Raw genomic sequence first — 25,056 nt, 5'->3', positions numbered from 1 at the left:
GCAATCGAAGGGAACGGAGGCAAAGTCATGAACCGAGAAATTTACAGATACAACTTCACCGCCGGAGTCCCGTTCAGGGACGTGGAGGAGTCGCTGCTCCTGGCGGTGCTTGCGACTGAGAGTCTGCATGGGCGCTCCCTTGTTCGGCTGGACGCATCCTTCTGCCTGGAAGAGAAGAAACGGACCTGCGTTGTCGACGCCGGCACCGAAGTGGGCCGCCACATCGCCCGCATCTTCACCGGCTTCATTACTCGTGAGTTCGGCGAGGAGGCCTTCAGGGTCGAACGTCTGGGCCAGAGTGGTGAGCAGGAAAGAAAACTCCAGGCAACGGGGGCGGCATGATGAGCGGGCCTATGCTGACCACCTACTCGATGTGGAGTCTCTTCCGCAACTGCCGGAAGGCCTGCGATTGGCGCTATCTGCATGAGCTCGTGCCGCTGGAGCGCGACCACAATCTCAGCTTCGGCTCCCTGATCCATGAATGCCTGGAGATCTGGCATCGGGACCGGGAACTGAAGCGGGTACTGGACCACATCGACCGGGCGTGTCCCAACCAGGCCCAGGACGAGCGCGAGCTGCGCGATTGGCATCTGGCCACGGCCATGATGAAGGGTTACGCCGCGCGCTACCCCACCGAGGAGTTTGAGGTCGTCGCGCTGGAGAAGACCTTTAAGGGAAAGATCGTCAACCCTGCCACGGGAGCTTCATCCCGGAGCTTCGTCCTGGCGGGGAAAGTCGACGGCATTGTCCAGATCGGCGACGAGTTCTTCCTGCTGGAGCACAAGACCGCCTCGCAGATCGACGCCGATTACCTGGAACGGTTGTGGACCGACTTCCAGATCATTCTTTACGCCTGGTATGTGGAGCGGACGCTGGGGCTCCGCATCGCGGGCATTCTTTACAATATCCTGGTCAAAGCCCGACTTCAGCAGGGCCGCGGCGAGACGGAAGCGGAGTTCGAGGAACGCCGCCGGCGTCTTGCCGCCAAGTCAAAGACCGGCAAGAGTTCGGCCAAGCGCAAACTCCCTGAATCAGATGAAGCGTTCCAGGAGCGGCTGGCCGCCAAATATGCCGAGCCCGGCATGTTTCACCGGGAGACCCTCTACATCTCCCGCGACCAGTTCGCCGCTCTGCAGGCGGAGCTCTGGGAACTGACCCAGGCTTTCCTGGACGCGCGGAGGCGCGGTGTCTTCTACCGCAACACCGCCTTCTGTTTCCACTACCACCGGCCTTGCGCCTACTTCCCGCTGTGTCGCTCCGGCGGCAGTCCCAACGTCATCGAGAACCTGTACCACAAAGTCCCCCCGCATGAAGAGCTGCGGGACGGGGGCGGTGAGCCACCGCAGGCGAATTGTGCTCGCCGCGCAAACGCCTGTTGTGGCCGACACAATCCGCCACGGCAAGCCGGGACCGGTGGCGAACCGCAAGATTGCCTGTGCGGCTCGCACATCGAAGAGGCCCCGGCATTCTGAGGACCAAAGAAAAGGAGATGAACATGTTACCGACGAAGAAAACCCCACCCAAACAAGACCTGGCCGATCTCACGGTGCTGGTTTATGGCCGCAGCAAGATCGGCAAATCAACCTGGTGTTCAAAGTCCGACGGCGCGCTGTTCCTGGCGACCGAACCCGGACTCAACGCCCTGGATGTCTTCCAGGTTCCGGTGAGCAGTTGGGACGAGTTGCTTGCCGCCTGCGGCGAGATCGCCGAAGGCAAGCATCCATTCAAGACCATCATCATCGACACCGTCGACAACGCCTACCGGATGTGCAGCGATTACATCTGCAAGAAATTCAAGATCGAGCATGAATCCGATCTCGGTTACGGCAAGGGCTGGGCGCTGATCAACAACGAATTCCACCGCGTCCTGACCAAGCTGGCCTTCATGTTCTACGGCCTCTTTCTCGTTTCGCACTCCCAGGAAAAGGAGATCGAAACCCGCACGGGCAAACATACCCGCATCGTTCCGACCCTGCCCGACAAGGCGCGGAAGATCGTGCTCGGCATGGTCGATCTCATTCTCTTCTGCGACCTCGAGGTAACGAAGGACGAGGACGGCAATCCCACGTACCGCCGTGTGATGCGGACGAAACCGAGTCCCAACTACGAGGCCGGCGACCGCACCGGACGCCTTCCCGAGACCATCGATCTCGATTTCAACAAGTTCATTGAAGTGTTCAACGCGCCGGCGACCGCGCACAAGGCGAGTGCCTCGCGGTCTCAAGTCGGCTCCGGGGATAAGCAGAGCAAGGTGCCTGCTTCCGCCGGGAAATAAACCCCTGATTGGAGGATAGAACCATGGAAAACGAAAACTACGGAAACTACGACTACGGTCAGGACGACATCGATCTCACGCAGTTCGACGATGATTTCGCCGAAGCGGAAGTCGAAGAGCGCGATTTCGAGCCGATCCCCGACGGCAAGTACCAGGTCAACGTCGAGCGGGTGGAGCTGACACGCGCCCAGACCTCGGGCAATCCGATGCTCAAGTGGACCCTGCGCATCATCGCGCCCCGGTTCCGGGGACGCCTGCTCTGGCGCAACAACGTCATGGCCACCCGAGAGAATATCAAGTGGCTCAAGACCGACCTGCACACATGCGGGTTGAGCCTTGAGAAGATCTCGGATCTTCCGGCCAACCTCGAGAAGCTGATCAACATCAAGCTGGAGGTCACCAAACGCACGCGGGGCGAAAACGAAAACGTGTACCTCAACAAGCGCATTGTGCTCGAAGACGGCGGCGACGAGTACGACACCGCGGCCAAAGACGCCCTGGCTCCGTTCTAACGTGGACCGGATTACCGTCGTCGTCGATACGCGGGAACAGGAGCCCTACGCCTTCGATCCCCGGTGCGAGGTGGTCCGCCGAGCACTTCCCGCCGGAGATTACTCGATTGAAGGACTCGAAGACTCCGTGGCGGTGGAGCGAAAGACCCTCGAGGATTTCGTCTCCACCGTCATCCGCAACAGGAAGCGGTTTTACAGGGAGCTGCAGCGCCTTGAAGAGTGCGAAGCCGCGTGCGTCGTGGTCGAATCCGATCTGCGTGATGTCCTGAACGGGCATTATCGATCAGGAGCCCATCCGAACGCGGTCCTTGGAACCGTCCTTTCCATCGTCGTCGACTTCCAAATTCCGGTCTTCTTTTGCTCCGACCGGCAGGTCGCCTGCCGGTTTGTGGAGGAATTTTTACTGCGATTTCACCGGAAGGTTTCGAGACGATGCGAAGAAAAACAACCCAAGCTCCAGTAACTGTCCGCGGTCGCGTCGAAGCGGTGTTCTATGCCGGTCCGCGCTTTTCCGCGGGCAGGCTGGTAACGCCCTCCGGCGAAAAGATCCAATTCGCGGGCCGGCTGTTTGTGCGTGAGCACGAGCAGGTCGTCCTCCGCGGCCGCTGGATCACACACCCCAAGTACGGACGCCAGTTTGATGTCGAAGCCATGGAATACGACCTCGAGCTGGATACGGAAGGACTCGCCCACTACTTGGCCAATCATCCGGAGATCAAGGGCATCGGGCCGGTCAAGGCGCGACTCATCGCCGAACGCTTCGGAGGGGATTTCGACCGGGTGCTCATTGAACAACCGGAAACCGTATCCGAAGCGGCGAGACTTCCGCTGGCGGCGGTCGAAAGGCTGCGTGACGAGTGGCGGAAGACCAGGGAGGTCAACAGGGCGATCACCTGGCTGGCCGCTTTCGGTCTGACCCACCACCAGGTGACAAGCCTCGTCAAGAAACTCGGCAACAACGTCCTCGGCCTGCTCAAAGCCGACCCGTACATCATCGTCCGGGAGGTGCGCGGCTTCGGATTCAAACGGGTGGACAAGATCGCCCGAAAGATGGGCACGCCCAAGGAGCACGGTACGCGCATCCGGGCCGGGTTGCTCCATTGCGTGGAGGAGTCTCTCAATGACGGCGACTGCTGGGTCGAGTACGAGGAGTTGGTGGACCGGGCCAACACGTTGCTTGTCATGGATGTTCTCGACAGCCGTGAGCGGATCGAAAAGTCGCTGGACGCCCTTATAGAGGATGGCTCGCTCTCGTGTACATCCTGGGGCGGACGGTTCCTTGTGGCGAAACCCGAGATTCGCCGAATGGAAGAGGACCTGGCGGCGACTCTCGCAAACGGAAAGCGGGCGAATCCCCACTTCGACGGTGAGGACGACCTGCAAACGCTGATCTCACACGTCGCGCCGCAGCTAAACGAGGGGCAACGGGCCGCCGTTCTGACCGTCCTGAAGAATTCCATCTCGCTCATTTCGGGCGGCGCGGGCAGCGGCAAGACCTTCACCGTTTCAGCCGTCACGGACATATTCGAGGAACACGACCTGCGAGTGGTCTTGGCCGCGCCGACCGGAAAGGCCGCCAAGCGGCTCGAGCAAGTCGTCGGGCATTCCGCGAGCACCATTCACCGTCTCCTGGGTTTCAACGGCAAGAACTATGTGCGGGGCCCGGAAGATCCCATCGATGCCGATGTCATCATCATCGACGAAGTGTCGATGGTCGACATTCCGCTGGCCTGGCACCTGTTCAGGACCATCGACCTGGAGCGTACCGCGGTGGTTCTCGTGGGGGACCATAACCAGCTGCCCCCGGTGGGGCCCGGGAGCCTGCTTCGCGACCTCACACAGTCACGGGCCGTCCCCATGGTGCTGTTGGACACGGTCGTTCGTCAGGCGGGCGTGCTCAAGGAAAACAGCATAGCCGTGCTGGGCGGCGAGATCCGCAAGACCAGTGACCCGGAAGATTCCGGTCGCCGGGCGTGGTATGTGGTCGATCAATTCACCGACCAATCCGACGCGCAAAGATTCCTGCTCGAACTGTTCGAGAACGTGCTCGATGAGCGGCTGAGATTTCACCTCCGGGACGACGTCCAGGTCCTGACACCGACGCACAAGGGCCCACTCGGCACCAGGGCGCTCAACGCCGAGCTTCAGAGGCTGATCCAGAAGAAGCTGTGGGGCGTCGAGGCACCGGTTCCGAAGCCGGGACGCAGACCGAAGTTCCTCGTCCACGACAAGGTCATTCAGACCCGCAACAATTATGAACTCGGCGTGATGAACGGCGCGATGGGCAAGGTGACGCACATAGGCCGGGATGGATCGATGACCATCGAATTCGACGGAGTGCCGGTAGATATTGAATCGGGCTCACCGAATTTGCAGGACCTGCAGTTGGCTTACGCGCTCACGATACACAAGGCCCAGGGATCTGAGTTTCCGTGCGCCATAGTGGTGGTCCACAAGGCCCACTCGTTCATGCATCACCGCAACCTCCTGTACACCGGTGTGACCAGGGCCAGGAAAACGGCGGTCATCATCGGGGATCGCTGGGGAATGCAGAACTGCGCCCGAAAGCGCCGGCAGGATGAAAGAAAGACATTTCTCTCGTTGCTTCTTGCCCATCCTCCCGTGGAACCGTCACGCGCTTCGGCGAATTCGGTCGAGTTGTAGGCGTGGATATCAATGGGAGCGGAACCGGCATGGCATCGGAACAGCCGAACAACGTTAAGGAGTATTATCGCCTGGTTACCGAGGTCGACATCGGCCTCGTGGCGAGAGAACTTCTGGCCGGCAGGATCGTGCAGGAGTCCCCCCGCCTTCTTCAGTGCGATTGCCCCAACCACAAGAGCCAATCCCACCGGTCGCTGCATGTCATGCTGGACAAGCAGGGATGGTACTGCTTCGGGTGCGGCGTGGGCGGCGATGTGCTGCAGTTGGTGGAGTTCGTCCGTTTCGGAGTCGTAACGCGGGGCCAGTCCGGCCCCATGCCGGAGAGCCACCAGCAGGCTCGTGATTTCCTGGCCGCCAAGGCCGGGCTTCCCCCGTTGTCCAGCTACGGGTTGTCGCCGGAGCAAATGGCCGAGGCCGAATCGGCGCGGATGTTGGAACTCCGCGTTCAAGCGGTCTTGACCGAGACAGCAAAATTCTATCACCGCCGCCTCAAGGAATCACCGGAGGCGCTTCAGTGGCTTCGCTCCAAGTACGGGATCAAAGACGAGACCATCGAGGAACTGCTGATCGGTTACGCGGACAATGGTCCCGGCGCGGAAAATCGTCAAGGCGTCATCGCCACGCTGACCGGCAAGGAACACGGCTTCAGTCTGCGAGAGCTCGCCGCCACGGGAGCGTTTGTCCCGACCGGCCAGGACGGCCTTATCCCTTTCTTTAAAGGACGGATCGTTTTCCCTTACTGGAGCCGCGGCCGCGTGGTCTTCATGATCGGACGCAAAACGCCGTGGACGCCCGATACCAACTGGGAGCATAGCAAGTACAAGAAGCTCCCGGTCCATAACGACGCTTTCAAAAAACACATCGCCCCCTGTGTCAACAACGGGTATCTCTTCAACGAGGATTGTCTGCTCGCCAACCCGGAGCGGTTGATCATCACCGAAGGCGTCACCGATTGCATCTCTCTGATGGAACACGGGTTTGCAGCGGTGTCGCCGGTCACGGTCCATATCCGGGAGGCCGACTGGGAACGGCTGCTGCCTCGCCTGCGCAGCGTCAAGACCGTCTATATCTGCCAGGACAACGAGATATCCGAAGCCGGACTGCACGGTGCGCTCAAAACCGCGTCCGTCCTCGCCGGACACAAGATTCAAACCAGGCTGGTGGTCCTTCCCCTCGACGAGCGTCGGGAAAACGCCCGCAAGGAGCTCAAGGAGCGCTTCGGCCTGGACGCGGCGGTGGGTCCGCGGGAGCTCACCCAGCGTTTTACCGGACGACCGGAAAAAGAAGTCAGGGAAGCGGAAGAACTTCTGGCCGCGGCCAAGATCGATGTCAACGACTACTTCGCCGCCGGGCACACCGCTGAGGATTTCGAAGGCCTCATCGCCGAGGCGAAGATGCCGCTTGAGTTCGGGATCTCGCGGCTGCCCGCGGACGTGTCCGAGGAAGAGAGGAACCGCTTACTGGAACCGGTGCTGCGCGAGGTGGCGCAACTGTCGCCCCTGGAGCAGACCCGGCACTTGAAACTCATACAGGAACACTTCGGCAAATCCGGTCTGTCCCTCGCCACCCTACGCGACCAGGTCCGGGCGATCCAGAAAGACCAACGCGCCCAGGCCAAACAGGAGAAAAAGCGGGAGAAACGGCGGTCGAACGCACCATCCGGTTCCTGCCGCGCCAGGATTGAGGAAATCCTCATAGACACCGAGCTGGAAAACGGTGCTCCGGACTACACCCAGGCCGCCGAGGCCGCCTATGACTGGTTCACCGCCAACGGCGCTCAGTTCTTTCACACCCGGCAGGGCGAACCGTTCATGTATTTTGACAACGCCATCTACTGGATGGACTCCCCGGACCGAGGCCGCAAGCGCCAGTACGCGGCCATGCTCTATAAACACACCGGGCTGGTGCCGACATCGGGCGGCGGCCGGACGTTTTTCGAGGTGCTGCCGAGCCTGGCCATCATCCGCGGACAGGTGCGGGATCACTTCTCCTGGCTCCACACCGATGTCTCGAACTACACGGTCTATTTCAACCTCAACAACGCCGAGCACGAGATAGCCAAGATCACACCGGACGCTATCGAGATCATGAAAAACGGCGGCAACCCCGACGGCATTATCCTCGACGGCTCGCGGAAAATGAAGCCGATCAAGTACCTGGACGACGCCGATCCGGAGGAAGCCGACCGCAAGCTGGTGGAACTGCTGGTCGGCAACATCACCTGCCCCAAGGGCGACCGCTTTCTCATCCTCTCCTGGCTTTCCTGTTTCCTGCTGCTCGATTTCACCGGGACACGCCCCATGACCCGCTTCGAAGGTCCGGCCGGCTCGGGCAAGACCACGGCCAGCAAGCTGATTTCGGCCCTGCTTTACGGGGAGCCGCAGCACAAGAAGGCCACCGACGCGGCCAACTACACCGATGGCTCGCAGAATCCGCTCATCGTGCTGGACAATATCGAAGCCCGCCAGATGACCGAAGAACTGACGACCTTCATGTTGACCAGTATCACCGGCATCGCCAAGGAGAAGCGCAAGAGCGGCACCGACAGCGAGACCGTCACCGAGCGCACGAAATGCCTGCTCAACACCACCGGCATTGAACCTCTTTTGGGAGAACTCTCGGAAATCCAGTCTCGGACCTTTGTCATCAACTTCGATATCGCCAACCAGGGGAACGACTGCTTTATCGAGTCCGAAATCATCGCCGCAATCCAGAAACACCGGGACCTGATCATCTCGGCCATCATGAAGAGAACCAGGGAAGTCCTGGCCATGATGCGCGCCGGTTTGCGGACGCGGACGATGAAACTGCTGCACGAGACCCTTGGGAATCACGACAAGCGCCGGTGCAACGAGTACCTGAGCCTGATGTATCTCATGCTCCTGGCCGGGTCGCCCACCGAAGAGATCGAGGCGGGGATGAAACGCCTGGTCCCGTCCTTCACCGAACAGATAGAAGCCATAAACCGGACCAGCCGGGAAACGGCCCGGGATTCAAATCACACCGCCACGGCTCTGGCCACGCTGTTCAAGGCATGGCGCAACGCCGTCGAGGCGGACCGGGACCTGGCATACAGCGACAGGAAAGAAAATCACGTGCAGGAATTCGTCCAGCGTTACCAGGTCATCTTCAGCGATGAGGGAAGGCTCGAGAACGTCCTTTCCCGCGACCTCTTCGTGGCGCTGAAACGCATCGCTCGCGATTTTGGCCTGCGGTTCGACATGGATTCATCCCGGCAGTTCGCCCAGCGATTCGCAAACGACCTGGAGACCTTGCGCGAGGCGGGATTCGAAGTCCACATCACGAAAAACAGGAACGGCACGAAGCTCTACACGATACAAGCGGACTGAAACAACAATCAGCTCATATCAGGCCCGTTGGCTCACGCCTTCGGGCTTTTTTTGTGCCCGATGTAGTCTTTGCCGAAAGCTACCTTTCGGCGGCATGAAAGTACTTTCGGCGCTGTAACTGCTTGTCAATACTGGATTTAAGGCCAAGCGCCGAAAGTGCCGAAAGGTTTCAGAGGTCTCACCCCATATTTGATATTTTTTTTCACTCATCAGGTTCGAACGCGCTGTGTAGGAAAAAATGGCTCCACACGTGGAAACATACCCGTAACCTTTCGGCGCTTTCGGCATATCTATCTACATCTATCTATAACTTATTGTAATAAAAGGAGATAAAAGGCTGCCTGCTGCGCCGAAAGGTGGTGCCGAAAGTCTCGGAGCGCCGAAAGACCTTTCGGCACATTCGGCAGCCCGACGTTCAGGCAGGCTCTCCGGTAGGTAACGGGAAGAACGGTAAATCCCAACTTCCGGAGAGGTGCGTATGAGCCTGTTACGAACGATGATGACTCACCTCGGCAAAGAGGATGAGTTGCCCGTCCAGAATCCCGTCGAGCAAACCAAAGAAGTTCCCGTTCCTACCCGCATCCTTTTCGTGGCGACCGACCTGGAGTTCCGGAAATTCGACCAGGTGGAAGCCAAGGATCGCGACATTGAATACGACGGGAAAGTATTCCGCCAGCTCGATCCCGAATACTTCGCTTGGCTTCGTTCCAGGATGGTCGCGGCCCGCAACGCCCATCAGGCCGGGAAACTGCCAGACAGAACCTGGAACCTCCTGCGGGAACGGTTCAACCGCGTACAAGAACTGGCGATTCAGGAGCTCGGCGACAAGGCCCTGCAGAAGTCTGTTCGCAGCCTGAATCCGAAAACGTATGAAGCGCCCGCCAAGCATCAGAAAAAGGACTGGATTTATCCCGCGGAAGAAGCCTGGAAGTGTAAGCAGCCGGTGACTTCCCGGGCCGTTGCCAAAGTGGACGCCATCCGCGAGGAGGCCATGGCCAAGGGATGGCGTGAGGCCCGGCTGTACCAGAACCAGGGCCGGTTTCGATTTCCCTGCGGCCAGGATTACGGACTGGTCTGCTTTGTCGACGGAGACCGGGAAATCGGAGCGGTTACGGACCGATTCATTGAAATCATCCATGGCGCGGGAACACAGCGGCCCAGCACCCTGCGGTTCTACAACCCGGACGTCCCGCAGCCATGGCTCAAGAAGGTGGAGACCGACAAATGAAGAGATACGCCAACGCGGGAAAGATCCTGCCCAAGGAACTGCTCAAGAAGGTCCAGAAATATCATACCGGTGTGCTCTGGATTCCCTGCCCAAGCCGCTTCTACCAGGAACGTCGCCAACTCGTCATTGCCCTGCATGAACAGGGCGTCAACACCAAGGAGATAGCCCAGCTGGCCGGAGTCACCACACGACGGGTCAATCAGATCCTCGCTGCACACCGGAAGGAGATCGAAAACCGACACGTTGAAGCGGCCTCCGGTAGGTAACCAGGGGGCGGTCCGCGAGGACGCGATATGGGGCGAAATCCGCCTCCCGCCCCGAACCCCGAGATGGGGACACAAGAATCTCTGTTTTGAACATATATCCGGAGCCGACTGTGGGATTGAACGAAAAAGACAAGCAGCACCTGGACCGCTGGCATCGTGCCGAGGGAACAGCCAAACCGCCCAAGCGTACCGGTGCCCCAGAAAACAACCTCAACCCCATGACCCACGGCATCTGGGCCAACCAGTGCCTCAACGACGAGGAACGGGAGCTTTTCAGGGAGATCATTCAGCGGCTCTGGAATGATTTCGAATTCAACAAATCCAGCGACTTCCTCCAGGTCGAGCTGGTGGCGGTCTACTCCGTGAAGCTCGTGAGGGCACAGATCAACGGGGACATGGACGCTTCCGAAAAACTCGACCGGATGATCCGCTGCCATCTCAAGGATCTGAAGGCCACCAAGATCGCCCGCGAGGGCGAAGCCTCCAGGGGACCGGAAACCACACCCGCTGAGTGGGCCACCGCCCTGCTGGAAAAACTGGCCGAGTCGCAAAAGAAACCGGCCGGGAAGTCGGCCAAGAGAAGGAAAACGCGGAAATGATGTCGGATAACACCGGAGCGACCCGGAAAAGAGACCGCCAGGGACGCGGGTTTACGGCGTTTCTGTCTGAGGGAATGTCAGATAAGACGTGTTCCTTGCACTTTCGGAATCGGCATTCTTCGGCCGCCGATCATCATTTCCACTCCTCTATTTCTTCCTGCAGCTCTCGATACCCGATTGGCATGTGTGCGCATAAGCCGAGCCGCATAAGCCAAGCAGATATTGGCATGTTCACGCCGGGGCTCTCTCACACAACCCAAGTAAATATGGGCATGTCGAGCCCCAGGCAGAACCGGCCAGGCCCCGCAAACAGCCATTTTTTCGGCAGCGGCCCCCACATAAGCCAAGCAGATATTGCCATGTGTGTTCCGCGCCCGGAGCGCACAAGCCAAGCAGTTATAGCGATGTGCGGCCGACAGACAGAAAAGGAGAAATTCCGGTCAATCGATATTTCCCGCTCCGCCCGGGAGGCCGAGAACCATCGTCATGATCATTCATCATCGGCGGATGTGTTCTTCTGCGGGCACTGTCATTCACTGTCTTCGATACTGTCTTCCCCAACGAAAACAGGAGCAGCCGAGGCCGCTCCCATCGTCGGGTCCGGAAGGATCAGAGGCGTTCGAGGGCTTCCTCGAGCTGGCCGTCCACGAGGTGGGTGTAGATCTGGGTGGTGGACACGTCCCGATGCCCCAAGGCCCGCTGCACCACGAGCAGGTCATTGGTCGCGCCGTAGAGGTGGGTGGCGAAGGTATGCCGCAGCCCGTGCGGCGTCAGTTCCTTTTCGATCCCGGCCTTCCGCAGCCAGTGGGCGAGCCGGTTGGCAATCTGCCGCTGGCAGAGTCTGCCGTCCCGGTTCGACAGGAACAGGGCTTCCATTTCCGGACGGCCATGTCGGCGGCGCTCGGCCAGGTAACGGCGCAGCAATGTGCGGAGGTCGGTCTTGATGAACTTGACCTGCGGTACATTCCCCTTGGCCCGCACCCGCAGATGTTTGGCGTCGAGGTCGATGTCATCCATGTCGAGCGCGGCCAGCTCGCCAAGCCTGATCCCGGTGCCCAGCAGCACCTCGATCATGGCGCGGTCGCGCAGAGCGGAGAAGTCGGTCCGTCCCTTGAGTTCCTTGAGCAGTCGTTTCTTTTCGGCGGTGGTCAGGAACACCGGCAGCTTTCTCGGCAGCCGATGCATGCGGATGGACCGGGCCGGATTGTCATCGACCACGCCAGCCTCGGAGGCCCAGGCGAAAAAGGCCCGCACCGCCGCCTTCATCCGATGGAGCGAGGCCGCCGAGCGTGGGCCGCGCCCGCTCTCGGTGACCGCCCCGGCGGAGAACGCCCGGTCGAGGAGCCCGGCCGTGATCGCCCGGCAGATGATGCCCGGGGCCAGCTCATCGGCAACGCGGGCCACCAGGGCAAGGTCCCGGCGGTATGCGGCTATGGTCGCCGGGGAGCGTCCTTCGGCCGACAGGCGGGCACAGAACGCCTCTGTCGCGCCCGTCAGGTCGAGGTCAGCCGTTCGGTTGCTCATCGCTGGACTCCTTCACCCTGCTGTGACCCATGGGTGTGCTCTTGGGCAGCGGCAGCTCCTCGATGCGCCCCGATTCCCTGGCCCATACCATCATCATGCGGAACACCCGGACGGTCTTGGCGACGGTGCGTTCAGCCCGCTCCTTGCCGTCGGGGAGTTTGAGCAGCAGATCCGACTTGTAGAACTTGCCGACCTGGGGAAGCCGGATCTCGGTGAGCTGGCGATCCGCCCCAAAGAAGACCTCCACTACATCGAGGTCCTTCCGGTAGGTGTAAAGGGTCCGCTCTTTCTTTCCGGATTCCCGCAGGTGGCCGATGAAAGCCTCGGCGGCTTGATGCACGGTGCATTCGGTCATGTCGATGTCTCCTTTGTCGGTGGCCCGGTGTGTTCAGGACAGGAACTCGTCCAGCTCCCGCAGCAGTTCCTCGACGTGACCGAGGGAGCCGACGCTCGCCCAGGTGATGTCCGGCTGCTTCGCGTCTGCTTCGAGCTTGCCGCGAATGCCCTCGATCAGCCGGGCGATATTCTCCTGCTTTTCTCGGTACGCCTTGAGTGCCTGCTGGCGGTTTCTGTCGTAGGTCATGGCCTGCCTCCGGTTCCGTTTTCGTGGATGCGGGACCATCCCGCGTCACATCCAATGACGCTTCTATTTCGTTGGAAATCAAGTGTTTGCAGAGATCTTTCTGCATGTGCCCCAAACCCATAACCCAAAGGAGATCAACATGTTGAAGAAGACCCTCGAATGGACCATCCCACTGGCGCTGGCCGGGATCATGACCGGCTGCGCCACCTACCGGCCTCCGGCCCAGATCCAGTCGGCGGTGGCCACCGTCAACCGCCACACGCCCGAGTACGTGACCGAGGCCAACAAGGCGCTGCGCGAGGTCGGCCACCCGGACGCCGAGCGCCTGACCGGAGTCGGTCTGCGCCTGCAGACCGCCGTGGACGCCCTTGACCAGTGGGCCAACGGCTCGAACCGGGAGGCAGGCCAATGAAAGAGATCCTTCAGGAAAACAGCGATGCCGTTCGCCAGGCCGGTGAGGCCCTGGTCGAAATCGGCACCGAACTGGCGGCGGGACGGATCGAGAACGCCCTCGGCCGTCTGGAAGCGGCCCAGCAGCAGTACCGGGCCTGGGCGGAGTTGGACCAGGCCATCATCGACATTCAGGAGGCTGTCCACGACAGGAAGAACACTCTGGCTGTGCAGCAGATCCTGACGGAACTGGTGGGCACCATCCTCGGCAGCGCCTTGAGGACGGGAATGCACTGATGGCGGTAACCGACAAGGAGCGCAAACTTGCGGCGACCCTGAGCGATCCCGTGTTGTGGGGGCAAGCCTACCTCTACAACCGGGATGGCTCAGGCCGCGACTACTGGCTGCACCAGGTGGAGGACCTGCGCTGCCCGGCCAAGAACATCATCCACCTCGACGGCCGGGACGTGGGCAAGTCCATCGTGCTCTCGACCGACGCGCTCCATTACGCCTTCACCACCCGAGGCGGCCAGGGCCTCATCGCGGCTCCGCACCAGGGGCACCTCGACACCATCATCGAGGAGATCGAGTTCCAGCTCGACAGCAACCCGGATCTGATGAACAGCATCGCCCTGACCAAGTACGGCAAGCCCAAGATCCACCGCAAACCCTATTTCCGGCTGGAGTTCACCAACGGTTCGGTGCTCTATTTCCGCCCGGCCGGGGCCTATGGTGACGCCTTTCGGTCCCTGCATGTTGGCCGTGTCTGGGTCGATGAAGGAGCCTGGCTGACCGAACGGGCCTGGAAGGCGCTGCGCCAGTGCCTCAAGGCCGGGGGGACGCTACGCATCTACTCCACACCCAACGGCCTGCGCGACACAACCTATTACCGGCTCACCTCGTCGGATCAGTTCCATGTGTTCCGCTGGCCGTCCTGGCTCAATCCCCTGTGGACCGAAGATCGCGAGGCCGAACTGCTGGAGTTCTACGGCGGCCGCGACAGCTCCGGCTGGCAGCACGAGGTGGCCGGTGAACACGGCAAGCCCTCCTATGGGGCCTTCAATGTCGAGCAGTTCAACCTCTGTCGGCAGGATCTGCTGGAGTACCAGAAGATCGTCATCACCGATTCCGAGCTGCGCGACTGCGACACCGAGGAAGCGGCCCACGACCGGCTGGAGATGCTGCTCAACCTCACGCCCCGCAGCGGGCAGTTCTGGGTCGGCGGCGACCTGGGCTACACCAACGATCCCACCGAGATTGTCGTATTCCAGGAAATGGAGATCGGCGAGCGGACGCTGCTGAAGATGATCCTGCGCGTGCATCTTGAACACGTTTCCTATCCGCACATCGCCCAGATCATCGCGCTGCTGGAGCGGTACTACACCCCGGCGGGAATCGGCGTGGACAACGGCGGCAATGGCCTGGCCGTGGTTCAGGAACTGCTCACCCTGGACAAGTACAAGGGGCTGGAACTGGAAGGCAGGCTAAAGGGATACGACTTCGGCGGCATGACCCGGCTGGCGGTCCGCGACGGCAAGGAAATCAAGAAGCAGACCAAGGAGCTGATGACCAGCCTCATCAACGGGGCACTGCAGCGCAAGCAGATCATTTTCCCCTCGGACGACCTGGAGGTGGAAGACCAGTTCACCACCCACACCTACACCCTGCGGGACGGCAAGATCATCTATTCCAAGGGCAACGACCACATCATTGACGCGGTGCGCTGCGCCATGCTGATCCGGGAGGAAGGCAACCTCGACCCGGTCGGCGAAGAGGTGGTCTCGCTCAAGCCCGTACTCACCAATCCGATCTTCATCTGATCGCATCCTCCGACGCTTTCCACCCCGCTCCGGTAAGTAACCGGCATCGAGCCGGGTTCGGTCCACACGGGCCGGATGTGCGGCTGTCATGGCCGAAACTACCGAGAGGATCACGTGGAAAGCACCGCCAATCAGGACGAACAACCCGAAAGCCTGGACACCACCGGCTTTGTCATCGCGCCGCTGGCCGCAGCGGCCGCGCTCGACTCGGCCGCCTTCAGCAAGGTCAACGCCGCCGAAGCGATTCCGGCCACCTGGGAAGAACGCGCCCGCAAGGCCTGGGAATACTACGTCGAGGAGCCGTTGGTGAAGAACTGCGTCAACTCCTGGCGCACCTTCGCCGTGGGCGACGAGATCAAAATCACCAGCGATGACGAGACCCTCAAGGAGCAGGCTCTGGAGGCTGCCTGGCGGTTGAACGTCTCGCAGTTCATCAAGGACATGGTTCTTCAGCTCCTGGTGAAAGGCGACGCCATCGGCTTCAAGCGCTTCACCAAGTCCGGCCAGGACATCGAGGAGCTGGTCTGCGTCAACCCGGTTTCGGTCAAGGTCAAATACGCCCAGGGCGAACTGATCGAGGCCCGGCAATTTCCCGAGGACACACCCGGCGGCGGCGAATCCATTCCACTGCCCGTCGAGCAGGTGGTCCACCTCAAATGGGACGCACCGGCCTTCTCGCCCCGGGGCAACTCCCTCGTGCTTCCCGCTTTTCAAGCCATCGAACTGCTGCGCGACTACCGCCGGGCCGAACAGGCCATCGCCAAGCGCTGGGCCACACCGTTCCGCCTGCTCAAGGTGGGCGGCGCGTTCGGCCAGAAGATGGTGATGCCGGATCAGCGGATGCTCGAACAGGTCCGCGACATGGTCAACAAGATGGACATGAAAAGCGGCCTGGTGGTCCCGTTCTACGTCAATGTCGAAACCCACGGCACCGACGGTCAGGTCCTCAACGTCGAGGACAAGGTCAAGGAGGTGAAGGAAGACATCGTGGTGGCCCTGGGTCTGTCACGCTCGCTGGTGACCGGCGACGGCCCGAATTTCGCCACCGCCTCGGTGAGCATGCAGAAGATGATGGTCATGATCCGCGAGATCAAACAGGCCGCACGCAAGCTCCTCGACTGGGTGTTCGACGACTGGATGGAGCTAAACGGCCACGGCGACAAAAGCATCCAGTTCATCTTCAACGACCTCGACCCCAGCGACGCGGTCGATTTCAAGAAGCTCCTCATCGAACTCTACGACCGCAAGCTCATCAGCCGCTCCAGCCTTCAGCTCAAGATGGACCTGGACCCGGACATCGAGGCCGCCAACCGCGAGACCGAACGTAAGCAGATCGACCTGATGGACGAGAAGCAGGTGAAGCCGGTGGTGGATATGGTCGTCTCCGGCATCCTCAGCGTGCCTCGCGCCCGGAAGATGCTCGGGATTCCGGCCGAGAACGATGAACCCACGGCGGAGGCGGCATTGGTCTGGTCGGGCGACCTGGAGTCCACCGGCATTGCTGCCGTGTGCGACGAGTGCAGCCACTTCATTGCCGACACCAACCACTGCCGGGTCCACAACAGCGAGCGTACTTTCGACGCCCCGGCCTGTCGCTTCATCGACCGCCGGGAGCCCCGCTGATGCCGTCGGACCTCAAGCAGCGCATCCAGGCGGCCACCCTGAAAAGCCTGACGGCCCGCAACCGCTACAACGACCAGGTCACGGCCCAACTCACCCAGGCACTGAAACAGGCCGAAGACGAGGTCGCCCGCGCCATTCTCCAGTACCGCTCCCTCGGCTCCCTGCCGGACAACAAGCTCGCCGCCCTCAAAGGGCTGGAAAAGCTCCAGCTCGAACTCGACGACACCATGAAGCGGCTCAAGCGGGAGCAGACCCTGGTCTTTCGCAAGACAACCAAGGACTCCTTCAAGCTCGGCATCCAGCAGGGAATCGGCGAACTCGCCGACGCGGCGCTGCCGTTCTACGCCGACCTCAAACCCGAAGGCATCGACAAGCTGGCCACCAAGGTGTTCACCATCGTCGACACCAATGCTCTCGACTTCATGGCGCAGTACAACCTCACACTCGCCGGTGACGTTCACCGCGAACTCGCAGACGGCATCAAGCGCACCATCCTGAACGGCGTCGCCACGGGCAAGGGAGCCGACGACATCGTCCGGGATATGGGCAAGGTGATCATCGACAAGGACTCCTTTCGCCAGGCCGGAAGCCGGGTGTTCAACAAGGCTCAGTACCGCATGGAGATGATCGCCCGCACCGAGGTCCTCCGCGCCCACAACATGGGCAGGCTCAAGTTCCACGAGCGGGTCGGCATCCAGAAACTGGAATGGCTGGCCATGGAGGATGAGCGCATGTGCCCGGTCTGCGGCGGCCTGGACGGCAAGACCTTTCCCATCGACAAGTTCCCCCAGCAACCCGCGCATCCGCACTGCCGCTGTACCAACATCGTGGCCTGGCCGATGACCGTCTGCGGTAGCGAGATGGCCACCAAGGCCGCCGCCCAGGCATCGCAGGGGGACGCCTGCATTCTCCCGCCCCACGTGCTGGAAGGCATGGCCGACGCCCAGGCCAAGGAGAACGCCAAGCTCAAGAGCGCCTTTGAAAACGGCGACATTGCCGACCTCGGCTCGCTGACGGTTAAACAGCTCCAGACCCTGGCGAAACAGAACGGCGTGGCCATTGCCCGGACCAAGGCCGATTTCATCAAGCTGCTCGACCTGGCCGAACCGGGGATCGATCACGGTGACCTGGCCGGAGCGGCGCTCAGCGCCAAGCTCAAGGAACACAAGATCGGCCTGCTGCGGACCAAGGAAGAACTGGTCGAGCTGCTCGGACTGAAACAGGCGGAACTCAAACAGGCCAAGCTGCTCGCAGCCCAGATGGCGAAGATCCCGCCCGCCGAGGGGCTGGAGGGCATGACCGCCCAGCAGCTCAAGGAGATGGCGAAGGAGAACGGCATCTCCCTCAACATGACCAAGCAGGAGACCATCGAGCTGCTGGACAAGCTGGAGCCCGGCGTGGATCACAGCGGCCTGATGGGCAAGGAACTCGCGGCGGCCAAACAGAAGCACGGCATCGGCATCCTCAAGAACAAGCAGCAGCTTGTCGAGGCGCTGATCCGGCTGGCGACCGAGGAAACGCTGAGAAAGTGGATTCTCCGGCAGATCCGGGACCGATAATGAAACCTTGCCGAAAGAGGCTTTGGACCATGAATGGACGGGGAAGGCAGTAGTTGTTCAGTCCTTGTAAGGTCCGAGGAATCGCTCTCCGTTGAAATGAATCAGATGGGAAGGGGCGTCAGCCACCCATACTTCCGTTTCCCAGGCGATTTCTCCAAGATACCGCCCCATGAGAGAACGGTTTGGAAAGGCGGTGACATAGACAAGCCCCGCTTTGGAATTGGCGAAAAGCTGTGACAGTTCCGCATGTCTTTTGCCGTCCACAGGGCCGTGACTGGTAACGGATTCAACGAGTAACAGCCAGTTTCTTTTCGGACAGAACAGAACGACATCGGGCATTTTCCCGTGAGAATCGACACTGATGCCAAGATCGGAGAGCAAAGGCGCATCGAAATATCCCCATTTGTCACCGGTATCGCCAGCATAGATCAGCACGCCGCCGGGAACGAATCGAGGCCCGAACTCCTCAATAATGTCTCGTATCAATTCGCTGTGCTCGCCGGGACTCAGGGTGATCTCCTTGCCCTTGGCGATTTTCACGGGAACCCGATTTTGCTCCCGTTCCATTGCGTAACGCGCCGCAAGGGTTTCGCGGTCGGCAAGGTAGGACGTCAGGTTGTCATGCCACATCGAAGTACCGAAGGAACGTAGCAACTCCAGAACGGTATCTTCGATCTGGTAAACGGCCTTGGGGCTGTTTACAGGCCGGTTGGGTTTGTCTGGATTGTAGAGTGCGATTCCTGCATCCACGAACTGATGCATGGTTTGCCGCCTGACGGTTTCCCGAGTATTTGGGGCGTACTCTTTTTGATAGTGCTCACGCGCCCAATCCATGATGGGCGTTATCCCCATCAACGGTTTTTCAGACTCCTTCCACTTCTTGCCGGGTGTGAGATTCAACAAGGCAAGAAGACAGAGCGCGGAACGTTCGTTCTGCTGCGCCCTCGGCATTCCAAGAGCTACCAGGATATTGATCGCGTCACTGATTTGCTTATGGTTGTTGGTCTGGTTCATTCCGCAATTCTCTCCATTTCTTCGTCGATCATATCCTGAGTCAACTCCCCTTGCTTGATTGCCCATTGTCCGAGTTCAATGAGGGCCTTGCGGCTCGGGTACTTCATAAGTTTAAGATCGGTTGCATTGACTTGTGTGTGGCCGCTGAACCGCCGGAAGTTGTCATCAACAGCCGTTGAATTCAGAAAGACGGAAAGCCCTCTTGCAAGGGCCTCTGTTAGCGGCCCTTTATTGCTATGGAAAACATTGAGGTGATTTTCCAAGCCAAGCTTCTCCACTCCACCAAACACCGCAGGGGCAACAACGCTCGCCACAATTCTCCGCCTTTCTTCTTTTGATGAAAAACGGCGCACCACAGTATAAAAGCCATTCGGATAAAGCCATTTTTGCGTTTCCTTATTGCACAGAATCGCATTGGGCTTTTTCCCTCCTACTATCGGCCATTGCATGGACTGTCCCTTGAAATGACATGGGTACAACAACGGCACTGTTCCGGCTTCAGGCATGGCTTTCAAGTGATCCTTCATGCGAAAATCCACAACCGGACCGGTTGAAACCTGTATGCCAAGTTGCGAAAGCGAGTAGTTAAATGCTTTCGCATCGTCCAGAAAATCAGCTTCCGGTGTCGCCGGGATATGAATAAAAAGTTCTTTGTCATCCTCGCGGACAATTTCTCTGAATTGATAATCGGAAATGAATGTGTCGGAGAATGTATCGTCGGTGGAAGTCGAGACAGTGACACCTTTTTGCAGACCACCTTTTTCAAGCGCCACGATGATATTTTCCTGAAGAACCTTATCTTCCCTAAACGCCTTGTTTCTGGAGCCAAACAGATGAATGCGCCGCACAGCGGCATGTTTCAGCATGAACTCCCGGAATGGACGATAGTACGGTCCATTGCAAAAACTCCTGGGAATGATTGCAACCAGATATCCGCCTTTTTCCAGTAACAGCAAGGACAAGGCAACGAAAGCTGAATACAGGTTAACCGTTTCAATTCCGGCGGTGCGAAGACATGCCCGGTGGCGTGATGCGCTGGAAATCTTTTTATAGGGAGGATTCATAATGCAGTGCGTGTACTTATCCACCTTTTCAGGCCACAGGCTATTAAGCGAAGCCGCCTTCTTTGATGCTTCGGTTATGAAGTCCTCAGCAATAATGCGCCACGCCACCGAACCACCGCTTTTCGCTGCGGTTATTTCGCACAGATCAAGATTCTTCTCCAGATAGGAACGCATTACCGAGTCTATTTCGTAGGCGTCCAAATCAATACGATAGCCGTTTTTACCTTTGCAGAGATGTTCGACAAAAGCGGATGTCAGACTGCCGACACCTGCTCCGGGGTCCAACAGCCGGATATTCTGACTTGATGGGGCGGGAAACAACGAAGCCATAAACGAGGCAACCGTGGCCGGGGTCATATACTGGCCAAAAGCACTTTTGGTTTCCACCTTGAGCTTGCCGTTTGCAATTTTCCTCGAAGCATCCGCCCGAGACAGAAGATTTAGAGGTTCTTTCAATAAAGCTTCAGGCATGTTGAGCCCCCGTTTTTCGTTTGCTTGGTGCGCTCATTTTTTCGTTCATCCACGCATCGATCCGGTCCCGGTCGAACCGCCACTGGGTTCCGATCTTGGAACCGGGCAGCTCGCCTTTCTGGGCCATCTGGTAGAGCTTGCTGCGGCTCATCTTCAGATAACCGGAAAGCTCCTCGATGGTCAGCCATTTGTCTTGTGGTTCCATGTCAGTCACCGCTTTTCTGAATTCTGTAATAAAACATGATAATAGAAAATAACGAATACCAGGCCGATTTTCAAGCCAAATCTCGGCAACTTCCATAAATTTCCCCCCAAGTCCCGTCCGCTGAAATTCGCCGTCACCCTCCGACACATCGCCGACGCTTCCGGTAAGTAACCGCTGAACGCTCCCCGCAGGTCGCGGAGAGCACAGCAAACTGACCGGAGACGTTGATGGAACTGTTCGCCACAGACCTGGAAAGGCTGGCGTTTCTACTGGAGGCCGATGCGGCGCTGACTCTCGATCCCGATGCGCTCGGGACCGAGGCCGCCGAACAGTCCGCTCCTGAAGAGCTCCCTCCCGAGAAGCGCCCCAAGTACATCACCAACTACATCGGCAGTAAGCAGAAGCTCGTCGACTGGATCTGGAAGCATACCCCGGAAGGCGTTGGCACCGTGCTCGACGCCTTTTCGGGGTCTGCGGTCGTGGCCTACATGTACAAGACCAAGGGCCTCCAGGTCATCGCCAACGACCGGCTCCGCTACTGCCACCACGCCGCCAAGGCGATCATCGAGAACAACTCGGTTCGCCTGAGCGAGGACGAGATCGAGGCGCTCCTGGCCGACAACGCCAAGGCGGGCAGCTTCGTTCAGGACAACTTCAAGGGCATTTTCTTCGCCAAGGGCGTCCATGCGCTGATCGACACCATCCGCGCCAACTGCGACAAGCTCTCCGGCTTCAAGAAAGACATCGCCCTGTTCGGCCTCGGCAAGACCTGCATGAGCGGCAAGGGCGGCTTCGGCCACTTCTCGTCGTCCACCGACTATGGCCGCCGCCAGGACACCCCAGACGAATTCAAGGATCGTCTGCGCAAGAACCTGCAGCGCATCAACGCCCTGGTCTTCGACAACGACAAGGAGAACAAGGCCCACCGGCAGGACATCAACGACCTGCTGCCGAAAGCCAAGGCGGATCTGGCCTACTTCGATCCGCCCTACGCCACCGAGTTTTCGACTACCAACTACGAGCGGGCCTACCACTTCGTGGAAGGGCTCATGACCTATTGGGAAGGGCTCGAAATCAAGGCCGACACCAAGGTCAAGTATTACGAGACCGACCACAAGACCGTCACCAAGGCCAACGCCAGCGAGTTCTTCCAGACCTTTCTCGGCAATGCCAAGCACATTCCGCACTGGCTGATTTCCTACCGCGATCACGCCTATCCCAACGAGCAGGAGATGAAGCGGATCATCGGCTCCTTCGGCAAACAGAGCCGGATGAAGTCCAAGGATCACCACTACGCCATCACCTCCAAGCACGGCGAGGCTTCCAACGCCAAAGAACGTCTGTTCGTCTGCGCTCCCGGGGCCAAGGCCAGCGCCGAACGGGAGGAGAAACCCGTTCCGATGGCCGCCGCCGCGAACTTCCACACCAGCATCCCCGTGGACATCCGGCTGGGCGATGGTGAACGCCTCGCGACCGAGGCCATGGATGTCGGTTCGGCGGGCGACCCCCAGTTCAGCTTCGTGCTCTGCCGAACCGGGACCAACAAGAACGGCGACCACTTCACCGCCGAGGAGTTGTCCGGTCGGCACATGACGGCCGTGAACAAGAAGGTCGATCTGCAGCATTCGCAGGAGTTCAACGACATCGTGGGTGGCATCGTCGCCGCCGACTACCTGGAGGACGACAACGGCGGCCGCGTGGAATGCGTCGGCGAGCTGTATGTCCACGACACCCCGGCCGCCCGGCTGGCCTACAAGCTGATGAAGCGCGGGATCATCTCCCAGGTCTCCATGGAGTGCGACTACCAGGAAGGCGAATGCTCGGTCTGCCACAAGCGCTTCCAGAACAAGGCCGACTACTGCACCCACCTGCGCAAATTCAAGGGCCGTGATGTGGGCGGCCAACCCGTTTTCGAGATTCTGCACGGCGTCACTTTCACCGGACTGGGACTGCTCGACCGCAAAGGCGCGGACGAGAACGCCAGGATTCTGCAGGTGGCGTCCCTTCAGAGCCAGCCCGACCAATCCCAACCCGAAGGAGATTCCACGATGGAAGACAAAACCAAACCTACCGAAGACCCGGCCGCCAAGACTGAATCTGACGCGGCCAAGAAGAAACCGGCCCAGCAGGAAGGCGATCCTGCCCGCGTTACCGACCTGGAAAAGGAAAACCGGCAGCTCAAGGCCCAGGTGGCCGAGCTGCAGAAACGCGTCCAGGAACTGGAAGCCGAACAAAAGGCGGCCGCCTGCCGCTCCCGGGCCAAGAAGCTGCTCACCCGGCTTGAGAAGCAGGGACTCTCCTTCGCTTCCGATGAGGACCGGGAAGCCGAACTGAAACGCCTGGCCGAACTGTCCGACGAAGCATTCGCCGCCACCGAGGCCGCTTACGAACGCCTGCCCAAGTCGGCAAAAGCGGACAAGGACAAGGAAGAGAAACCCGCCGACAGCGACCAGGGCGGCAAGCCCGCCGCCAAGGCATCGACGGAAACCCCGCTGCGCAGCGACGCCGGTGTCCGGCCCCACGATGTGGACGACCGCAAGGTGTCGCTCGAGGACCGCCTGCGCGACGGGTTCATGGCCGCTTACCGCAACCGTGTCGGCGAGGACACTCCCGAACACTCGGAAATCAACGCTTAAGGAGGAAACACCATGTCATTCATCAATCCGTGTCACCGCAGCCTCGCCTATGGCGACGGCCACATCCAGGGCGACGGCCAACTCGGCCAGGTGGTCCGCGTGGTCGGCGACGACCTGTTCGCCGTCAACACCGATCCCACCAAGCGCTCCTTCGGCATCCTGATCAAGGATTACGCCGGTGGCGAAATGCCAGGCATCTACTGCGACGGCGGCGTTTACGAGACCGACGCCTTCGAAGGGACCGTCGTCGCCGGAGACGACTTGAAAGTTTCGGCGGGCGGTCGTCTGACCAACGGCGTCGCGGCCGGGGAGCACGTCGTCGCCCACGCCATTTCCGTACAGAGCGGCGTCCTCAAATTCCGCCTGCTCGTCTAACCCAAGGAGCCCACGCACATGAAAACCAATCAGTTGAAGATCCACTCCCAGGAGTACATGGAAACCATGGCGCGGCTCATGAGCGAGGCTCTCGAGTCGCCCGAAGGCATGCGGGCGCTTGCCGCCGCCATTGCCGCGCCCATCGAACAGGAGATCAAGCGCAAGGAGATTTCCTCGCTGCTGCTCACCAAGCACACGCTGCCCAAGGGCGAACGTCCGGTCTACCAGAAGAAACCGACCGTCAAGGCCCACTGGATCAGCAAGGACGGCGACGCCCAGGAGCAGGAGGTGGGCAAGGACGAGGTCGAGTTCCCCACCAACCGCATCCACTCCAATCCGATGGTGGACGTTTCCGTCCTCAAGAACGGCAACATCGGCACGCTGATGGACATCCAGACCAGCGCCGCCGACGCTATTCGCAAGGAGATGGACCGCCGCACCATCTCGGTGCTCTCCTCGGCCATCCCGGCGACCAACACCATCGAGGTCACTGGCGACCTGCTCACCGAGGATGCACTGAACGAGGCCATCTCGATCATCGAGGACCTGGAGCTGTCGGTGAAGTACATCGTCCTGCGCGGCCGCCGGTTCAACGACATGCGCGGCTGGAACCTCGATCCCCAGACCAAGCTCGAGCTGCGCCAGAAGGGTGTCATCAAGAACTACGGCACCGGCGGCATTCTGCTGACCGCCTCCATGCCGCTGGACGAGATCATCATCGTCCCGGATGAAGAGGTCGGAAAGATGCCGGTGCGCGAAAACCTGAAGACGGAGTCCATCGATCAGAAGACCCGCTTCAAGACCGGCTGGCTGGTGTGGTCCGAAATCGGCCAGGGCATTACCCGCCCCGACATCATGGCCAAGGTCAAACTGGTTCCGTAATCCGGGAGGTGACGTG

24 protein-coding genes are annotated in these 25,056 nt (G+C 59.9%); 18 read left to right on the top strand and 6 right to left on the bottom strand.

Going from position 1 to position 25,056, the window contains the following annotated elements; all coding sequences use genetic code 11:
• Positions 1-27: 27 nt before the first annotated feature.
• The 10 genes from LF599_RS09225 to LF599_RS09180 all read left to right on the top strand — a co-directional run bounded on the left by LF599_RS09225 (position 28) and on the right by LF599_RS09180 (position 10,894).
• On the top strand, positions 28-342 hold the full coding sequence (locus LF599_RS09225; protein ID WP_269943721.1) for a hypothetical protein: 315 nt from the start codon (positions 28-30) through the stop codon (positions 340-342).
• Positions 339-1,472, top strand: a complete 1,134-nt coding sequence (locus LF599_RS09220) for a PD-(D/E)XK nuclease family protein (protein ID WP_279520531.1) — start codon at positions 339-341, stop codon at positions 1,470-1,472. The genes LF599_RS09225 and LF599_RS09220 overlap by 4 nt, the downstream gene beginning before the upstream one ends.
• Positions 1,473-1,495: 23 nt before the next feature.
• Entirely contained in the window at positions 1,496-2,275 is a 780-nt protein-coding gene (locus LF599_RS09215) for an ATP-binding protein (RefSeq protein WP_279520530.1), read from the top strand.
• A gap of 23 nt (positions 2,276-2,298) precedes the next feature.
• Positions 2,299-2,787, top strand: coding sequence for a DUF669 domain-containing protein (locus LF599_RS09210; RefSeq protein WP_269943724.1), 489 nt, complete (start codon positions 2,299-2,301; stop codon positions 2,785-2,787).
• A 1-nt stretch (position 2,788) separates the two neighbouring features.
• Positions 2,789-3,250, top strand: coding sequence for an ERCC4 domain-containing protein (locus LF599_RS09205; protein ID WP_279520529.1), 462 nt, complete (start codon positions 2,789-2,791; stop codon positions 3,248-3,250).
• The gene (gene recD2 / locus LF599_RS09200) at positions 3,220-5,451 is read left to right on the top strand and encodes an SF1B family DNA helicase RecD2 (protein WP_450091454.1); all 2,232 of its coding nucleotides are present in this window, start codon (positions 3,220-3,222) and stop codon (positions 5,449-5,451) included. Before LF599_RS09205 ends, recD2 begins: the two co-directional genes overlap by 31 nt.
• A gap of 29 nt (positions 5,452-5,480) precedes the next feature.
• A complete protein-coding gene (locus LF599_RS09195) occupies positions 5,481-8,801 on the top strand; it encodes a CHC2 zinc finger domain-containing protein (RefSeq protein WP_279523067.1) in 3,321 nt (1,106 codons plus the stop codon).
• A gap of 478 nt (positions 8,802-9,279) precedes the next feature.
• Positions 9,280-10,029, top strand: coding sequence for a hypothetical protein (locus tag LF599_RS09190; RefSeq protein WP_279523066.1), 750 nt, complete (start codon positions 9,280-9,282; stop codon positions 10,027-10,029).
• Complete coding sequence (locus LF599_RS09185; protein WP_269943730.1) at positions 10,026-10,295, top strand: helix-turn-helix domain-containing protein; 270 nt, start codon at positions 10,026-10,028, stop codon at positions 10,293-10,295. Before LF599_RS09190 ends, LF599_RS09185 begins: the two co-directional genes overlap by 4 nt.
• Positions 10,296-10,405: 110 nt before the next feature.
• The gene (locus LF599_RS09180) at positions 10,406-10,894 is read left to right on the top strand and encodes a hypothetical protein (protein ID WP_279523065.1); all 489 of its coding nucleotides are present in this window, start codon (positions 10,406-10,408) and stop codon (positions 10,892-10,894) included.
• Between the two features lie 609 nt (positions 10,895-11,503).
• On the opposite strand, the gene LF599_RS09175 is transcribed toward LF599_RS09180, so the two are convergent.
• From LF599_RS09175 to LF599_RS09165, 3 genes are read right to left on the bottom strand one after another with little or no spacing between them, the layout of a single operon-like run.
• On the bottom strand, positions 11,504-12,418 hold the full coding sequence (locus LF599_RS09175) for a tyrosine-type recombinase/integrase (protein WP_011366957.1): 915 nt from the start codon (positions 12,416-12,418) through the stop codon (positions 11,504-11,506).
• Complete coding sequence (locus LF599_RS09170; protein ID WP_011366958.1) at positions 12,399-12,773, bottom strand: hypothetical protein; 375 nt, start codon at positions 12,771-12,773, stop codon at positions 12,399-12,401. Before LF599_RS09170 ends, LF599_RS09175 begins: the two co-directional genes overlap by 20 nt.
• Positions 12,774-12,806: 33 nt before the next feature.
• Complete coding sequence (locus LF599_RS09165; protein WP_011366959.1) at positions 12,807-13,001, bottom strand: hypothetical protein; 195 nt, start codon at positions 12,999-13,001, stop codon at positions 12,807-12,809.
• Between the two features lie 139 nt (positions 13,002-13,140).
• Here LF599_RS09165 and LF599_RS09160 point away from each other — a divergent pair, with 139 nt between their 5' ends.
• The 5 genes from LF599_RS09160 (at position 13,141) to LF599_RS09140 (ending at position 18,393) form a co-directional block, all read left to right on the top strand.
• Positions 13,141-13,413 carry a hypothetical protein gene (locus LF599_RS09160; protein ID WP_011366960.1) on the top strand — a complete coding sequence of 91 codons (273 nt, stop codon included), beginning with the start codon at positions 13,141-13,143 and terminating at the stop codon, positions 13,411-13,413.
• Positions 13,410-13,688, top strand: coding sequence for a hypothetical protein (locus LF599_RS09155; protein WP_011366961.1), 279 nt, complete (start codon positions 13,410-13,412; stop codon positions 13,686-13,688). The genes LF599_RS09160 and LF599_RS09155 overlap by 4 nt, the downstream gene beginning before the upstream one ends.
• Positions 13,688-15,211 (top strand): terminase large subunit domain-containing protein, encoded by a 1,524-nt coding sequence (locus tag LF599_RS09150; protein ID WP_279523064.1) that lies wholly within the window; start codon positions 13,688-13,690, stop codon positions 15,209-15,211. The genes LF599_RS09155 and LF599_RS09150 overlap by 1 nt, the downstream gene beginning before the upstream one ends.
• Before the next feature lie 114 nt (positions 15,212-15,325).
• Positions 15,326-16,834, top strand: coding sequence for a phage portal protein family protein (locus LF599_RS09145; protein ID WP_279523063.1), 1,509 nt, complete (start codon positions 15,326-15,328; stop codon positions 16,832-16,834).
• Positions 16,834-18,393, top strand: a complete 1,560-nt coding sequence (locus LF599_RS09140) for a minor capsid protein (RefSeq protein WP_279523062.1) — start codon at positions 16,834-16,836, stop codon at positions 18,391-18,393. The genes LF599_RS09145 and LF599_RS09140 overlap by 1 nt, the downstream gene beginning before the upstream one ends.
• Positions 18,394-18,450: 57 nt before the next feature.
• Here LF599_RS09140 and LF599_RS09135 read toward each other — a convergent pair whose 3' ends face one another.
• From LF599_RS09135 to LF599_RS09125, 3 genes are read right to left on the bottom strand one after another with little or no spacing between them, the layout of a single operon-like run.
• Positions 18,451-19,407 carry a BsuBI/PstI family type II restriction endonuclease gene (locus tag LF599_RS09135; protein ID WP_084458314.1) on the bottom strand — a complete coding sequence of 319 codons (957 nt, stop codon included), beginning with the start codon at positions 19,405-19,407 and terminating at the stop codon, positions 18,451-18,453.
• On the bottom strand, positions 19,404-20,942 hold the full coding sequence (locus LF599_RS09130; protein WP_084458312.1) for an Eco57I restriction-modification methylase domain-containing protein: 1,539 nt from the start codon (positions 20,940-20,942) through the stop codon (positions 19,404-19,406). The genes LF599_RS09135 and LF599_RS09130 overlap by 4 nt, the downstream gene beginning before the upstream one ends.
• Positions 20,935-21,243 (bottom strand): helix-turn-helix domain-containing protein, encoded by a 309-nt coding sequence (locus tag LF599_RS09125; protein ID WP_235896538.1) that lies wholly within the window; start codon positions 21,241-21,243, stop codon positions 20,935-20,937. Before LF599_RS09125 ends, LF599_RS09130 begins: the two co-directional genes overlap by 8 nt.
• A gap of 131 nt (positions 21,244-21,374) precedes the next feature.
• Here LF599_RS09125 and LF599_RS09120 point away from each other — a divergent pair, with 131 nt between their 5' ends.
• Genes LF599_RS09120 through LF599_RS09110 form a run of 3 tightly spaced genes read left to right on the top strand, consistent with a single transcriptional unit; the run spans position 21,375 to position 25,040 of the window.
• On the top strand, positions 21,375-23,783 hold the full coding sequence (locus tag LF599_RS09120; protein ID WP_279523061.1) for a DNA adenine methylase: 2,409 nt from the start codon (positions 21,375-21,377) through the stop codon (positions 23,781-23,783).
• Positions 23,784-23,795: 12 nt separating this feature from the next.
• Positions 23,796-24,158, top strand: a complete 363-nt coding sequence (locus tag LF599_RS09115) for a hypothetical protein (RefSeq protein WP_013219066.1) — start codon at positions 23,796-23,798, stop codon at positions 24,156-24,158.
• Positions 24,159-24,176: 18 nt separating this feature from the next.
• Entirely contained in the window at positions 24,177-25,040 is an 864-nt protein-coding gene (locus LF599_RS09110) for an HK97-fold major capsid protein (RefSeq protein ID WP_049675249.1), read from the top strand.
• Positions 25,041-25,056: the final 16 nt, after the last annotated feature.

This window comes from Pseudodesulfovibrio thermohalotolerans, from assembly GCF_021353295.2.
Taxonomy (GTDB): domain Bacteria; phylum Desulfobacterota; class Desulfovibrionia; order Desulfovibrionales; family Desulfovibrionaceae; genus Pseudodesulfovibrio; species Pseudodesulfovibrio thermohalotolerans.
The sequence above is the reverse complement of the archived record's forward strand: the minus strand, read 5'-3'. Positions and strand labels throughout refer to the sequence as shown.